The sequence below is a fragment of the Geodermatophilus sp. SYSU D00703 genome (assembly GCF_054050155.1).
Map to the genome: position 1 here is coordinate 266283 of NZ_JBJGYU010000002.1, position 14213 is coordinate 280495.

Annotated in this window: 9 protein-coding genes; 7 read left to right on the forward strand and 2 right to left on the reverse strand. The window is 74.6% G+C overall.

All coding sequences use genetic code 11. From position 1 onward, the window contains the following. The first annotated feature begins 114 nt into the window (after nt 1-114). The 5 genes from ACI782_RS04780 to ACI782_RS04800 all read left to right on the forward strand — a co-directional run bounded on the left by ACI782_RS04780 (nt 115) and on the right by ACI782_RS04800 (nt 7956). Nucleotides 115-1722 carry a methyl-accepting chemotaxis protein gene (locus tag ACI782_RS04780; protein ID WP_456906620.1) on the forward strand — a complete coding sequence of 536 codons (1608 nt, stop codon included), beginning with the start codon at nt 115-117 and terminating at the stop codon, nt 1720-1722. A gap of 342 nt (nt 1723-2064) precedes the next feature. After that, nucleotides 2065-3678, forward strand: coding sequence for a methyl-accepting chemotaxis protein (locus ACI782_RS04785; RefSeq protein ID WP_456906622.1), 1614 nt, complete (start codon nt 2065-2067; stop codon nt 3676-3678). Between the two features lie 110 nt (nt 3679-3788). Continuing rightward, nucleotides 3789-6353 (forward strand): chemotaxis protein CheA, encoded by a 2565-nt coding sequence (locus ACI782_RS04790; protein WP_456906624.1) that lies wholly within the window; start codon nt 3789-3791, stop codon nt 6351-6353. 1 nt (nt 6354) lies between these two features. Continuing rightward, nucleotides 6355-6801 (forward strand): chemotaxis protein CheW, encoded by a 447-nt coding sequence (locus tag ACI782_RS04795; RefSeq protein ID WP_456906626.1) that lies wholly within the window; start codon nt 6355-6357, stop codon nt 6799-6801. Nucleotides 6802-7077: 276 nt separating this feature from the next. Further along, nucleotides 7078-7956, forward strand: coding sequence for a hypothetical protein (locus ACI782_RS04800; protein ID WP_456906628.1), 879 nt, complete (start codon nt 7078-7080; stop codon nt 7954-7956). Between the two features lie 146 nt (nt 7957-8102). Here the strand turns inward: ACI782_RS04800 and ACI782_RS04805 are convergent, their stop codons facing one another. Both ACI782_RS04805 and murJ read right to left on the reverse strand, forming a co-directional pair. After that, a complete protein-coding gene (locus tag ACI782_RS04805) occupies nt 8103-9281 on the reverse strand; it encodes a glucose-1-phosphate adenylyltransferase family protein (protein ID WP_456906630.1) in 1179 nt (392 codons plus the stop codon). A gap of 1080 nt (nt 9282-10361) precedes the next feature. Then, entirely contained in the window at nt 10362-11885 is a 1524-nt protein-coding gene (gene murJ / locus ACI782_RS04810) for a murein biosynthesis integral membrane protein MurJ (RefSeq protein WP_456906632.1), read from the reverse strand. A 382-nt stretch (nt 11886-12267) separates the two neighbouring features. Between murJ and ACI782_RS04815 the strand changes: the two genes are divergently transcribed. Together ACI782_RS04815 and ACI782_RS04820 are read left to right on the forward strand one after the other, a co-directional pair. Next, the gene (locus ACI782_RS04815) at nt 12268-13392 is read left to right on the forward strand and encodes a protein-glutamate methylesterase/protein-glutamine glutaminase (protein WP_456906635.1); all 1125 of its coding nucleotides are present in this window, start codon (nt 12268-12270) and stop codon (nt 13390-13392) included. After that, the gene (locus ACI782_RS04820; RefSeq protein WP_456906637.1) at nt 13389-14213 is read left to right on the forward strand and encodes a CheR family methyltransferase; all 825 of its coding nucleotides are present in this window, start codon (nt 13389-13391) and stop codon (nt 14211-14213) included. The genes ACI782_RS04815 and ACI782_RS04820 overlap by 4 nt, the downstream gene beginning before the upstream one ends.

Below are 14213 nucleotides of genomic sequence, written 5' to 3' on the forward strand. Positions count from 1 at the left end.
GTTGTCGGAGAGGTGGCCGCGACTACTTTTCCCGGCTGTAGCGACCGCGGCCGAGGAATGGTGGCGGGCTGCTCCGTCCACCCCCCCTCGAGCGTGACAGCAGGAGTTCCCGCCATGTCCCTCAGCACCACCTCCGGCCGCCGTGGCGGCTGGTTCGCCGATCGACCGATCGGCGTGAAGATCGGGGCGGTCGTCGCCCTCCTGGCCGCGGTGGTCCTCGCGACCAACCTCCTGGCCGTCCTGCGCATCTCGGAGCTGCGGGACAGTCAGGAGACCATCTACGCGGAGAACCTCCTCCCGCTGAACGCGCTCTCCGAGGTCCAGCGGGCACACGCGGCGCACCGCGCCCGGACGCTGGAGTACGCGGTCTCCTCCCCCGAGCGGCGCGCCGAGCTGGAGGAGGAGATGGCGGACAAGAACGCCGACCTGGCCGCCGGCCTCGCCGCCTACGAGCCCTACGTCGTCGACGCCGACGCGGTGGCGACCTTCTCCGCCACCCGGGAGGAGTTCCTGGCGCTGCTGGAGAGCGACCTGTTCCCGGCCGCGGACCGTGGTGACCTGGCCGCATTCGCCGCGGTGCAGACCGAGCAGCTGCAGCCGCTGCTGCAGGTGATCGCCGACGAGCTCGAGGCGGAGGGGGTCGCCCAGTCCGCCCAGGCCGCGGCCCGCCACGCCGAGGCGGCCGACGCGGCCGACTCCGCCGTGGTCCTGTTCATGGTCACGGCGCTGGCGTCGGTGACCGTCGCGGCCGCCCTGACCGTCTTCGTGGTGCGCCGCATGACCCGGACGGTCCGCTCCGTGCAGCGCACCGCCGAGGCGATGGCCGCCGGTGACCTGACCGTCTCCACCGAGGTGGTGTCGGATGACGAGCTGGGCCGGATGGCCGCCGCGCTCGACGTCACCCGGACGAGCCTGCGCGAGGTCCTGGCCGGCGTCGTGGGTTCCGCGGACGCGGTCGCGGCGAGCTCGGAGGAGCTGTCGGCGTCGGCGGCGCAGATCGCGGCATCGGCCGAGGAGACCTCGGCCCAGTCCGGCGTCGTGGCCGGCGCCGCCGACGAGGTGTCGCGCAGCGTGGCCACCGTGGCCGCCGGCGCGGAGCAGATGGGCGCCAGCATCCGGGAGATCAGCCAGAGCGCCAACGAGGCGGCGCAGGTCGCCGCGGCCGCGGTGAGCGAGGCGGAGGCCACCACCGCGACCATCACCAAGCTGGGCGACTCCTCGCGCGAGATCGGCGACGTGGTCAAGGTGATCACCTCGATCGCGGAGCAGACCAACCTGCTGGCGCTCAACGCGACCATCGAGGCGGCGCGGGCCGGGGAGGCGGGCAAGGGCTTCGCGGTGGTGGCCAACGAGGTCAAGGAGCTGGCGCAGGAGACGGCCAAGGCGACCGAGGACATCGCCCGCCGGGTGGAGGCCATCCAGGGCGACACGACCGGCGCGGTGGCGGCGATCGGCCGGATCAGCGAGGTCATCGGCCGGATCAACGACTTCCAGCTGACCATCGCCTCCGCGGTGGAGGAGCAGACCGCCACGACCAGCGAGATGTCGCGATCGGTGGTCGAGGCCGCCGGCGGGTCGGGGCAGATCGCCGAGAACATCGGCAGCGTGTCGACGGCGGCGGAGGCGACCACCCAGGCGCTGACCCAGACCCGCACCGCCGTGGACGAGCTCTCTTGCATGGCGGAGGACCTGCGCACCGGCGTCGCCCGCTTCACCTTCTGACGGACAGCAGTGCCCCCACGGGCTCCCCGGCTCCGCGCCGGGGAGCCCGTCATCGTGTCGACAGTTCCAGGAATGGTCACCGGCCGACCTCTGTCGACATGTCCGCGCATTTTCTGACGGTGCGGAAATCGCGACGCGCCGAGTGGTCCGGATGCCGTTCGGCGCCGCCGCGCCACCCTATTCTCGGCTCCGCATCGCCCGCATTCCTGCACGGTTCCCGGATTCCTCGGGAAAGCCGGGACCAAGGTCCCCGGAATGGCTGCGGGCGCTGCCGAGAGCACAGACCGGGTCAACGGAGACCCCATTCCTCGCAGTACGTCACCTGAGCACAGGAGCACCCGCATGAGCGCCCCCGCCCTGCCCGCCGCCGGCCGCCGGTCCGGCGGCTGGTTCGCCGACCGTCCGATCGGCGTCAAGATCGGCGCGGCCCTGGCCGTGCTGGCCGCGGTCGCGATCGGCATGACCGTCCTCGCGGTCAACCGCATCAACGCCCTCGACGCGGCGGCGAACCGGATCAACGGGAACGTCGTGACCCTGGCGGACCTCTCGAACATCCAGCGCTCGTGGCAGGGCGACCGGTCGCGGTTCAACACCTACCCGCTGGCCGACCAGCAGACCCGGGCCGCCCTCCTGGCCGACCTGGCCGAGCGGCGGGAGACCATCGAGGCGCAGCTCGACGCCTACGCCGAGGTCACCGTCAACCGGCAGGCGTTCGAGGTCTTCCGCGGGCACGTCGAGGACTACTACGAGGTCGCCGACAACCAGCTGGTCCCGGCGGCGAACGCGGGTGACCTGCGGACCGCCACCGCGCTGATCACCGGCCCGCTGCAGGACTCCTCCGACGAGCTCATGGACGAGTACAACGTCATGCAGGAGCGGCGGGTCGCTGCCGGCCAGGCCGACACCGACGACGCCGCGGCCATCGCGGACTCCGCCGTCACCACGCTGTGGCTCGCCCTCGCGGCGGGCACCGCCGTCGCCGGCGCGCTCACCGTCTTCGTCGTCCGACGGATCGTGTCCACCGTCAGGTCGGTGCAGCAGTCGGTGGAGGCCCTCGCCGAGGGGGACCTGACCGTCGCCCCGGAGGTGCGGGGCCAGGACGAGCTGGGCCGGATGGCGGGCGCGCTGTCCACGGCGCAGGACAACCTGCGCGGCGTGCTCGCCTCGGTGGCCGCGTCGGCGGATGCGGTGGCGGCCAGCTCGGAGGAGCTGTCGGCGTCGTCGGCGCAGATCTCGGCGTCGGCGGAGGAGACCTCCGCGCAGTCGGGCGCGGTCGCCGGCGCGGCCGAGGAGGTGTCGCGCAACGTGCAGACCGTGGCGGCCGGTGCCGAGCAGATGGGCGCGTCGATCCGGGAGATCGCGACCAACGCCGCGGAGGCCTCCGACGTGGCTGCTCGCGCGGTGACCGCGGCGGAGACCACCACCGCGACCGTCGCGAAGCTGGGGGAGTCCTCGATCGAGATCGGCAACGTGGTCAAGGTCATCACGAGCATCGCGGAGCAGACCAACCTGCTGGCGCTGAACGCGACCATCGAGGCGGCGCGGGCCGGGGAGGCGGGCAAGGGCTTCGCCGTGGTGGCCAACGAGGTCAAGGAGCTGGCGCAGGAGACGGCCAAGGCGACCGAGGACATCGCCCGCCGGGTGGAGGCCATCCAGGGCGACACCACCGCCGCGGTGACCGCGATCGGGGAGATCTCCCAGATCGTCGCCCAGATCTCCGACCGGCAGACCACCATCGCCAGCGCGGTGGAGGAGCAGACGGCGACCACGAACGAGATGTCGCGCTCGGTGATCGAGGCCGCCGGCGGGGCGGGGGAGATCGCGCAGAACATCAGCGGGGTCTCCAGCGCGGCCGACTCGACCACCCAGGCCCTGACGCAGACCCGCACCGCGGTGGACGAGCTGTCCCGGATGGCCGCCGATCTGCGCACCGGCGTCGCCCGCTTCACCTACTGACCCGCCGGGGCCGGCGCGGCGCCTTCCCCCGCCGCGCCGGCCCCGGAGCCCGGCATCCGACCCCCAGACCGGCCCCGGCCGTTGGGCTTGAGTCTGCGCACCCCCGGCCGATGACCCCTCCGACGCGCGTGCAGCGCCGGAAGACGAGAGAGAAGAGCAACGTGGACGGTCTGGACGACATCGTCGAGGAGTTCCTGGTCGAGAGCCACGAGAACCTCGACCAGCTCGACACCGACCTGGTCGCCCTCGAGCAGGAGCCGGACTCCCGCGAGCGGCTGTCGAGCATCTTCCGCACGATCCACACGATCAAGGGGACCAGCGGCTTCCTGGCGTTCCACCGCCTCGAGGAGGTCACCCACGTCGGGGAGAACATGCTGTCCCGGCTGCGGGACGGCGCTCTGGAGCTGACTCCCCACCGCACCAGCGTGCTGCTGCAGATGGTCGACACCGTCCGCTCGCTGCTGGCGTCGATCGAGGCGTCCGGCGGCGAGGGGTCGGTCGACGTCTCCGCGGTCGTCGCGGCCATCAGCGCCGCCATGGAGGACGGGCCCGCCCCCGAGCCGGCCGCAGCCGTCGCCGAGCCCACCGCCGAGTCCGCCGCGGAAGTCGCCGACGCCGTCGCCGAGCCCGCGGACGAGCCCGCCACGCAGGTGGCCGGTCTGGTGGCCGCCCAGTCCGGCGGGACCAAGACCATGGGGGGAACCGGCGAGACCGGCGCTCCCGAGCGCGTGATCACCAAGGCCGGCGCGACCAAGCGCACGACGACCAAGGCGACCGCCAAGGCGCTGGTCGCCGACGTCGAGACGCCGGCCGCCGAGCCCGCCGTCCCCGCTCCGACCCCGGTCGTGGAGGCGCCCGCCCCCGTGGCCGAGGCGACCGTCCCCGCTCCCCGGCCCGCGGCCGAGCCGACCGCCACCGAGCGGGACGCCGAGGGTGACGGCGCCCCCGCCGCCGAGAGCGGCGGTGGCCAGGCCCGGCGGGCCGTCGCCGACAGCACCATCCGCGTGGACGTCGACCTGCTCGACGAGCTGATGCTGCTCGTCGGTGAGCTCGTGCTGACCCGCAACCAGATCGTCCAGTACGTCGGCCGCTCCAACGACACCGACCTGGTGCGCGCCTCGCAGCGGCTCAACCTGATCGCCAGCGAGCTGCAGGAGGGCGTCATGAAGACGCGCATGCAGCCGATCGACCACATCTGGTCGAAGCTGCCGCGCGTCGTCCGCGACCTCGGCCTGCAGCTGCGGAAGGCGATCCGGCTGGAGATGGAGGGTCGCGAGACCGAGCTCGACAAGACGCTGCTCGAGGCCGTCAAGGACCCGCTGACCCACCTGGTCCGCAACTCCGTCGACCACGGCGTCGAGGACGCCGAGACCCGCCTCCGCATCGGCAAGCCGGCCGAGGGCGTGCTCACCCTGCGCGCCCGGCACGAGAGCGGCCAGGTCGTGGTCGAGGTCGCCGACGACGGCGCCGGCATCGACCCGGCCCGGGTCGGGGCCAAGGCCGTCGAGCGCGGGCTGATCACGCAGGACGCGCTCAACCGGATGAACCCGCAGGACGTCCTGCAGCTGATCTTCCTGCCCGGCTTCTCCACGGCCGCGGCGGTCACGAACGTCTCCGGCCGCGGCGTCGGCATGGACGTGGTCAAGACCAACATCGAGGCGATCGGCGGCACGATCGAGGTCGAGTCGGTGCCCGGCAAGGGCACCTGCACCCGCCTCCGGATCCCGCTGACGCTGGCGATCGTCCCGGCGCTCACCGTGGAGTGCGCCGGAGACCGGTACGCCATCCCGCAGATCAGCCTGCAGGAGCTGGTGTCCCTCGACGCCGAGAAGGCGGCCAACGCCGTCGAGGAGGTCGGCGGCGCCCCGGTGTACCGCCTGCGCGGCGAGCTGCTCCCGCTGGTCCGGCTGACCGACGTCCTCGGGCTGACCTCCGACCGGCACGACGGCCACGTGGTCATCGCCGTCCTCCGCTCGGAGGGCCGGCGCTTCGGCCTCGTCGTCGACCGCGTCATCAACACCGAGGAGATCGTGGTCAAGGCCGTCGGCGGCCAGCTCAAGGCGATCGGCCTCTACTCCGGCGCGACCGTCCTCGGCGACGGCACCGTGGCGCTGATCCTCGACGTGCAGGCCCTGGCCCGCCGCGCCCTGCGCACCGAGACCACCGACCGGCAGGAGTCCCGCGAGGCGGCGCTGCAGGCCGCGGCGACCGATGCCGAGCGCCAGCGGATGCTGCTGGCCGCCATCGGCGGTGGCCGCCGGGTGGCGATCCCGCTGGACACCGTCACGCGCCTGGAGCAGGTGCGCACCGAGTCGGTGGAGCGCGTCGGCAACCGGGAGGTCGTGCAGTACCGCGGCGCGATCCTGCCGATCGTCCGCCTCGACCGGCACCTGGGCGCCTACGGCGGGACCGACAGCGAGGTGCTCGAGGTGATCGTCTACTCCGACCACGGCCGCAGCGTGGCCATCGTGGTCGAGGAGATCCTCGACATCGTGGACGGCGAGGCCGCGGTGCGCAGCGACATCGACGACCTGGGCCTGCTCGGCTCCGCCGTCCTGGGCGACAAGGTCACCGAGCTGCTCGACGTGCGCGCGGCCATCCTCGCCGCCGACCCCGCCTTCTACACCGCCACCGCGACGCCGGACGGCGTCCCCGGCTCCCTCCTGGAGGTCTGAGATGCCCACCGACACCACGGCGCCGGCCATCGGCGGCCAGCTGGCCACCTTCTGGCTGGACGGCGACCTGTACGGCGTCGAGGTGGCGCACGTGCAGGAGGTGCTGAAGAGCCAGGGCCTGACCCGGGTGCCGCTCGCGCCGGCCGCCGTCGCCGGTCTGATCAACCTGCGCGGGCAGGTGGTGACCGCGATCGAGCTGCGCGAGCGGCTCGGCCGGCCGCCGCGGCCGGGGGGCACCGACGCCGTCGTCATCGTCGTCCGGCTGCACGGCGAGGCGGTCAGCCTGCTCGTCGACGCGATCGCCGACGTCGTGGACGTCGACCCGGCCGACTTCGAGGCGCCGCCGGACACGCTCGACGGCTCGGCGCGGGAGCTGATCCGCGGGGCGTTCAAGCTCGACGGGCAGCTGCTGCTGGCCCTGGACGTGCAGAAGGCCGTCAGCGCCTGAACTGGGCGTCGGCCGGACTTCCCCGGCGGCCGACGCCTGACCACCCCCGACCCCCGGTCGGGCGGCCCCTCTCTCCGGAGGGCCGCCCGACCGGGGGTCGCGGCGTTCCGGGTGTGCTCACGCTGCGGGGTCGTCCGCGCACGGTTCCTTCGCGGACACGCAGGGATGCCGCGGGCGAGGTCGAACGATCGGGTGACGGTGACGTGGCGCTCCCGCGTGATCACGGTCAGCATGGGTCGACCTCACCTCGGGGGACGTGGAAAGGGAGGCGCTGCTGTGCCGTACTCGCTGGTCAGTGCCGCCACGCTCGGCTTCGACCTGGTCCGGCTGCCGGCCGGCCGGGACGTCGCCGACGTCCTGCTCGCCGGCCTCGCGGCCGACGCCGCCACCCTGAGGGAGCTGGCCGGGGTGCACCCCGCCGCCGGCCGCGACCGCGAGGAGCGCGCGGTGCTCGCCGTCCGGGCCCGCAAGGCCCGCGAGATGGCCGTGGGCATCCCGCACGTGCGCAACTTCGTCGTCGACCTGCCGGCCGCCGACCGCACCGCCGTGCTGGTCGACCAGCTGCAGCGCAGCACCATCGGCGATGCCGCGGCCCTGGAGCGGGTCCTGCGCGAGGACGTCCTCGGCCCCGAGCACCCCGCCGTCGCCCTGGTGGACGACGACACGCGCGCCGCCGCGGCCGACGTCCTGGCCGACGCCGCGATCGGCTCGTGGGCCGCCGTCGTCCTCCCGCCGCTGGTGCGCCGCCGGCTGACCGGCCCGTTCTCGCTCGCCGCGGCCGCCGGTGTGGTCGGCAGCCGCGTGCCGGACCTGGGCCCGGCCACCGACGAGCTCGCCGCGCTGCTCGACGACCTACGCGGCCTGGACGCCGCCGGCCGCGCGCGGTGGCAGGCGGCCGTCGACGCCGCCCGCGCCGAGCGCCGCCCGTGGGCCACCGCGATGCACGAGGCCTCCTGGGCGGCGCACGTCGCCGGGCGCACCCGCACCCTGGCCACCGCCCAGCTGCTCGCCGTCCAGGCGTTCCTCGACGGCGGCTTCGACCCCGCCGCCGCCGCGGCCGGCACCTGGAACGCCGTGGCCGGCTGCGTGCAGGGGATCGTCATGGGCGACCTGCTCGGCGCCGACGCGCTGGGCGTGCTCACCGCCCCGCGATGACACTGCGGTCCTCCGGACCGCACCGCGACCACGTGTCGTCCCGGCCTGCGCCGAGCCCTCCCCGTGTCCCGGCCAGGAGGCCCTCCGGGCCCCCGCGACCGGTCCACTCGTAGCTGGGTGCCGTTCCCGACCCGACGAGCGCGAGGTCAGTCGGCGTCGGGGTCGGGGAGGCGGGCTCCGGCGGGGATCTCGTCGTCCGCCGCCACCCGCGCCTCCCGGCCGACGAGGGTGATGTCGCCGTCGCCGCCGACCGTGGCGCCCTTCCCGACGTCGACCCCGTCGTCGAGCACGGCGCGGGTGACGGTGGCCCCGGCCCGCACGCGCGCGCCCGGCAGCAGCACCGAGCCGACCACGGTGGCGCCGGCCTCGACGACGACGCCGGGGGAGAGGACCGAGCCGCGCACGCACCCGGCCACGCGGGTGCCCCCGGAGACGAGGCTGTCCTCGACCTCCGCGCCCCGCAGCACCCGCGCGGCGCTGTGCCGGCCGCCGCGGGTGTGCACCGGCCAGCGCGGGTCGTCGAGGTCCAGCGGGGGATCGGCGAGGAAGTCCTGGTGGGCGGCCCAGTAGGAGGGCACGGTCCCCAGGTCGCGCCAGTAGCCGGGGAAGGGGTGGGCGCGGGCCAGCCCGTCCCGCGTCTGCGCGGGCAGCAGGTGCGAGCCGAGGTCCTCGAGGCCGTCCTCGCCGTGCTCGGCCGCGAGCGCCTCGAGCCGGTCGAGGGTGGGGCCGGGGGAGAAGACGAAGACCTCGTTGGTGGCGGTGGTGGTGCGCGGCTCGTCGGGCTTGTAGGCGTAGTCGGTGACCTTCCCGCCGTCACCCACCTCGACGATCCCGTAGCGCGCGGCGTCGTCCTCGTCGACCTCGGTCGTCACCATCGTGACCTCGGCCTCGGAGTCCAGGTGCCCCTCGACCACCTCGCGGTAGTCGAGCTTGTAGACGGCGTCGGCACTCACGACGACGAGCGCGTCGGCGGCGAAGTCGCGCACCAGCGGCGCGTACCGCCACAGCGAGTTGGCCGTCCCCGACACCCAGCCCGCGCGCTCGGTCCCCTGGTAGGGCGGCAGCACGAGCAGCCCGCCGGCGGTCCGGTCCAGGTCCCATGGCCGGCCGTTGGCCAGGTGCTGCGACAGCGACGTCGGGTGGAACTGCACCGAGACCCAGACGTCGGCGACGTGCGAGTGCTGGCAGTTGCTCAGCGGGAAGTCGATGAGCCGGTACACCCCGGCGAAGGGGACGGCGGGCTTGGCGCGCTGCTCGGTCAGCAGCTCCAGGCGGCCACCGGCGCCGCCGGCGAGGACGAGGACCAGGACACGGGGCAGCGCCATGCACGCGGGCTACCCGTGATCCGGCCCTTCACCCGCGGTCGTCGACGTAGCCGCGAGCGCGGTCCTCGTCCAGGCCGGCCCGGCGTCGCGACCGCGCCCGCGACCAGCAGGCCGAGCAGGAACCACACCGTGGCGAGCGTCAGCAGCACGGGGAACACCCTGACGAACTCCCCGCGACCATCGAGGTTTCTCTGGACGTCTCTGGCTCCGACGCTAGAGAGGCGTAGACGCCGCTCGACCGGCACACGTGCCGTGACCTGCCGCGGGCGGCGCGCCACGCCGCGCCGGAGCGCCGCCCGGCACGGCCACGAGGTGTGTCTCGGCTCACGCGTGTCTCGGCGGGCCGCGCGAGTCGCCGCACCATCCTCGGCGCCTCCGGATCGAGGAGACGAGGGAGCGGAGGCCCCCATGCCCGACAGCACCGCCCGGTCCACCTGCCCGACGGCGACCCCCACGTGGACCCGCCACCCCGTGCCGACGCGGTGGCTGGCCTACGGCGACGACCTCGCCACGGAGCTCGACGTCGCCACGGCGGGGTTGCGGCAGCCGGGGGACACCATCGGGGTCAGCGAGAAGGTCGCCGTGCTGCTGACCGGGCGGGCCATCCCCCGCGAGCGGGTCGTCCCGGGGCGGCTGGCCCGCTTCCTCGCCCGGCACGTGCAGACCGTGGGGAGCAGCTGCGGGCTGTCCATCCCGGAGAAGATGCAGCTGGTCCTGGAGCGGCAGGGGCACGTTCGGGTGCTCGCCGCGGCCGCCAGCTGCCTGGTGATGCGGCCGCTGGGCCGGCACGGCTCCTTCTACCGGGTGGCGGGGCACTTCGCCCGTGACCTCGACGGCATGCGGCCGCCCTACTTCGACCTGCTCTTCCCGCCCCTCGACCCCGAGACCGCCCGGCGGCTGGCCCAGCGGCTGGAGCAGCGGGTGGGCGTCGGGGTCGCGATCGTCGACGTCAACGACCGCGGCGGCTCGGTGCGGGCGGTCTCCGCGGGCGCGCTGGACGCCGACGAGCTGATGGCCGCGCTGCGGGACAACCCGATGGGCCAGGGCGACGAGGGGCTGCCCTTCGTCGTCGTCCGCCGGTCACCGGCGCCGGACCAGCCCGCGGACCGCGTCCCCCAGCTCGCGCAGCTCGCGGCAGCGCAGGGCCCACAGCACCAGCAGGTACACCGCCAGGCAGCTCGCCGCGGCGGCCGCCGCGCCGCCGAGGCCGTCCCAGTGCCGCGCCAGCAGGGCCGTCGGTACCGCGGCGCACGCCGCCGCGACGGCGACCTGGGCCCCGCAGCGGCCCAGGCCGGCCAGTGACACGCCCTCGCCGGCACTGCGCAGCCGCCACAGCGACAGGCCGGCCACGAGCAGCAGCGACGCCGACGTCGACACGGCGAGCCCGAGGACGCCGAACCGCAGCCCCAGGGTGAGGTCGCCGACCACGTTGACCGCCATGCCGAGCAGGCCCAGCGCCACCGGCGTCCGCGAGTCGCCGAGGGAGAGGAAGGCGCGGGTCGCCGGCTCGCGGAGGGCCAGGCCCAGCAGGGAGGCGGCGTAGCCGGTGACGGCCAGCGCGGTGAGCTGGACCGCCTCGGCGTCGAACGCACCGCGCTCGAACAGCAGGGCCACGACCGGCTCGGCGGCCGCGGTGAGGACCACGACGACCGGGGCCACCAGGACGAGCAGGACGCCGCTGCTGCGCCGCAGCAGGTCCTCGAGGTGGTGCGACCGGCCGGGCCGGGCGGCCGCGGCGAGGGCGGGGTAGAGGGTGGTGGCCACCGTGGCGATGACGAGGGTGTCGGCCAGCCCGACCAGCCGCCACCCGTAGTTGAGCGCGGTGATGGTGCCCTCGCCGACCGCCGAGCCGACCGCGCGGTCGACCAGCGTGTTGACCTGCGAGACCGCGCTGCCCACGAGGAGGGGCGGCACCAGCGCGAGCATCTCGCGGAAACCGCGGTCGCGGACGTCGAGCGAGGGCCGCAGCGACTGACCGACGGCCAGCAGCGGTGGCAGCTGCATCAGCAGGCGCAGTCCGCTGCCGACGACGAACGCGACCGCCAGCGCGGTCACCCCGTACACCTGGCCGAACGCCAGCGCGCCCACGATCAGCGCGAGGTTGAACGGGATCCCCTCCGCGGCGGCCCAGCCGAACCGCCGGTGCCCCTGGGCCGAGCCCGCCAGCACGTTCGTGGCGGCGATCAGCGCGGTGGCCGTGACCACCAGCCGGGTGAGGTGGACGGCCTCGTCGGTGGTCTCGGCGTCGAACCCCGGGGCGAGCACCGTCACCAGCGGCCGGGCCAGCACGGCCATCAGCACGGAGGCGCCGAGCATCACGAGCACGGTCACGGTGAGGGCGACGCGCACGCTGTGGTGCCCGCGCTCCGGCTGCCCGTCGGCCACCGCCCGCGCCACCGTGGGGACGACGGACTTCGCCACGGCGCCGGCCATGAGCGCCAGGACCAGGTTCATCAGCCCCTGGGCGACGAAGTAGGCGTCCAGCGACGAGCCCACCCCGAACACCGCCGCGAGGACGACGTCCCGCAGGAAGCCGAGCAGCTGGCTGCCGAGCGTCAGCCCCGCCACCAGCGCGGTCGAACGGGCCAGCCCTCCGCGACTCACCCGGCGCATCCTGCCCGGCGCCGGGGCCGGAGGCGAGGTCGGGTCCGGCGCGGCGGCCCGGGATCCGGCGGCGGACCGGGCGGGCGGGGGAGGGGAGTGGTGCGGTGACCGCCCGCCGGTCCGGGGACGTGTCGACAAATGGCGGGAAATGGCCGGTCGTCGCCATTCATGATCGCCAAGAATCGTCGGGAGAATGTGCCGGGAAGGGCTCAAGGAAAGGCGTTGTCCCGCCGACAACTGAGGGGACAGGCACCGTCTTCGGACGCCCACCGCACCGGAGCGGTGGCGCGCCCCCGCGCCGAGCGCGGCCTCCCGGCGACTGCCGGTACCACGACAGACAGCGCAACCCCGGTGGACCGATCCACGGGGGGACGGAGGACGCATGAACCGGATCCGGGTGATGGTCGTCGACGACTCGGTGGTCGTCCGGAAGATCGTGACCGACGTCCTCTCGCAGGACCCGGCGATCGAGGTGGTCGGCACCGCGGTCAACGGCCGGATCGCCGTCGGCAAGCTCGCCCAGCTCGAGCCCGACCTGGTCACCATGGACATCGAGATGCCGGAGATGAACGGCATCGAGGCAGTCCGCGCCGTCCGCACCGGGCGGGGCGGAGCCGGGCACAGCCGAGTGCCGATCATCATGTTCAGCACGCTCACCGAGCGCGGTGCCGCGGCGACCCTCGACGCGCTGTCCGCCGGCGCCAACGACTACGTCACCAAGCCGGCCAACGTGGGCAGCGTCGCGGCGTCGATGGAGAGCGTCCGCGAGCAGCTCATCCCCAAGATCAAGGCGCTGACGGGCCGCCCGGTCACCCCCGGCCCGGCCCGCGCCGCCGCGCCGGCCCCGGTCCGCGCCGCCCCGCCGGCCCCCCGCCAGGGCGCGGTCAAGCAGCCCGCCGTCCTCGTCGTCGGCTCGTCCACCGGCGGTCCGGAGGCGCTGGCCAAGCTGATGCCGCAGCTGCCTTCCGCGCTGCCGGTGCCGGTGCTGCTGGTGCAGCACATGCCCCCGGTGTTCACCCGCCAGTTCGCCCAGCGGCTGGACCGGCTGTGCGCGCTGCGCGTGGTCGAGGCCGTCGACGGCACGCCGCTGGCCCCCGGCACGGTGCACCTGGCCCCCGGCGACCACCACCTGACCGTCCGGAACACCGGCCGCGGCCTGGTCACCGCCCTGAGCCAGGGGCCGGCGGAGAACTTCTGCCGGCCCGCCGTCGACCCGCTGTTCCGCTCCGCGGTCGACGCCTTCGACGGCGCCGTCCTCGGCCTCGTGCTCACCGGCATGGGCTCCGACGGCCGGCTCGGCGCCGGGCGCATCCGGGAGGCCGGCGGCTCGGTCGTCGTCCAGGACCAGGCGACCTCCGTCGTCTGGGGCATGCCCGGTGCCGTCGCCTCGGCCGGCTTCGCCGACGAGGTCCTGCCGCTGGACCGCATCGCCGATGCGATCACCCGCCGGCTCACCCCGGCCCGGCCCGCCGTCTCCACCCCGGCGCTCGCGGGAGGCCGGCGATGACCCTGACCGCGACCGGCTTCGACTGGGTCCGCCAGCTGGTGCACCGGGAGAGCGCGATCGTGCTCGCCCCCGGCAAGGAGTACCTGGTGGAGGCCCGGCTGCTGCCGATCGCCCGCCAGATGGGCCTGCCGGACGTCGGCCAGCTGGTCGACTCGGTGCGCACCCGCCCGAGCTCGGAGTCCACCCGGAAGATCGTCGAGGCGCTCACCACGAACGAGACCTCGTGGTTCCGGGACGGCGACCCGTTCACCGGACTCACCTCGACGGTGCTGCCCGCGCTGCTGGGCGCGCGCGGCCCGGCCGAGCGGCTGCAGATCTGGTCGGCGGCCTGCTCCAGCGGGCAGGAGCCGTACACGATCGCGATGCTGCTCGAGGACGCGCTGCCCAACGCGGCGTCCCGGGTCTCCATCACCGCGACCGACATCTCCCGCGAGATGGTGCAGCGCACCCGCGCCGGCCGCTTCAGCCAGCTGGAGGTCAACCGAGGGCTGCCCGCGCCGATGCTGGTCCGCCACTTCACGCGGGCCGGCACCGAGTGGGAGGTCGCGCCGGCCCTGCGCCGCATGGTGACCGCCGGCGAGTGCAACCTGGCCGCCCCGCTGCCGCGGATGGGCCCGTTCGACGTGGTCTACCTGCGCAACGTCCTCATCTACTTCGACCTGCCCACCAAGCAGGCGATCCTCCGCCGGGTGCGCGACCTCGTGCGCCCCGACGGTTGGCTCTTCCTCGGCGCCGCAGAGACCACGCTGGGCGTCGACGACTCCTGGGAGCGGGTCGTCGTCGGCCGCAGCTCCGCCTACCGCCCGCTGAAGGGGACCTGA

Bases quoted from the DNA above. Each gene is read 5' to 3' on its own strand.
- ACI782_RS04780 (WP_456906620.1), top strand. From the start codon at position 115: ATGTCCCTCAGCACCACCTCCGGCCGCCGTGGCGGCTGGTTCGCCGAT.
- ACI782_RS04785 (WP_456906622.1), top strand. From the start codon at position 2,065: ATGAGCGCCCCCGCCCTGCCCGCCGCCGGCCGCCGGTCCGGCGGCTGG.
- ACI782_RS04790 (WP_456906624.1), top strand. From the start codon at position 3,789: ATGACCCCTCCGACGCGCGTGCAGCGCCGGAAGACGAGAGAGAAGAGC.
- ACI782_RS04795 (WP_456906626.1), top strand. From the start codon at position 6,355: ATGCCCACCGACACCACGGCGCCGGCCATCGGCGGCCAGCTGGCCACC.
- ACI782_RS04805 (WP_456906630.1), bottom strand. From the start codon at position 9,281: ATGGCGCTGCCCCGTGTCCTGGTCCTCGTCCTCGCCGGCGGCGCCGGT.
- ACI782_RS04815 (WP_456906635.1), top strand. From the start codon at position 12,268: ATGAACCGGATCCGGGTGATGGTCGTCGACGACTCGGTGGTCGTCCGG.
- ACI782_RS04820 (WP_456906637.1), top strand. From the start codon at position 13,389: ATGACCCTGACCGCGACCGGCTTCGACTGGGTCCGCCAGCTGGTGCAC.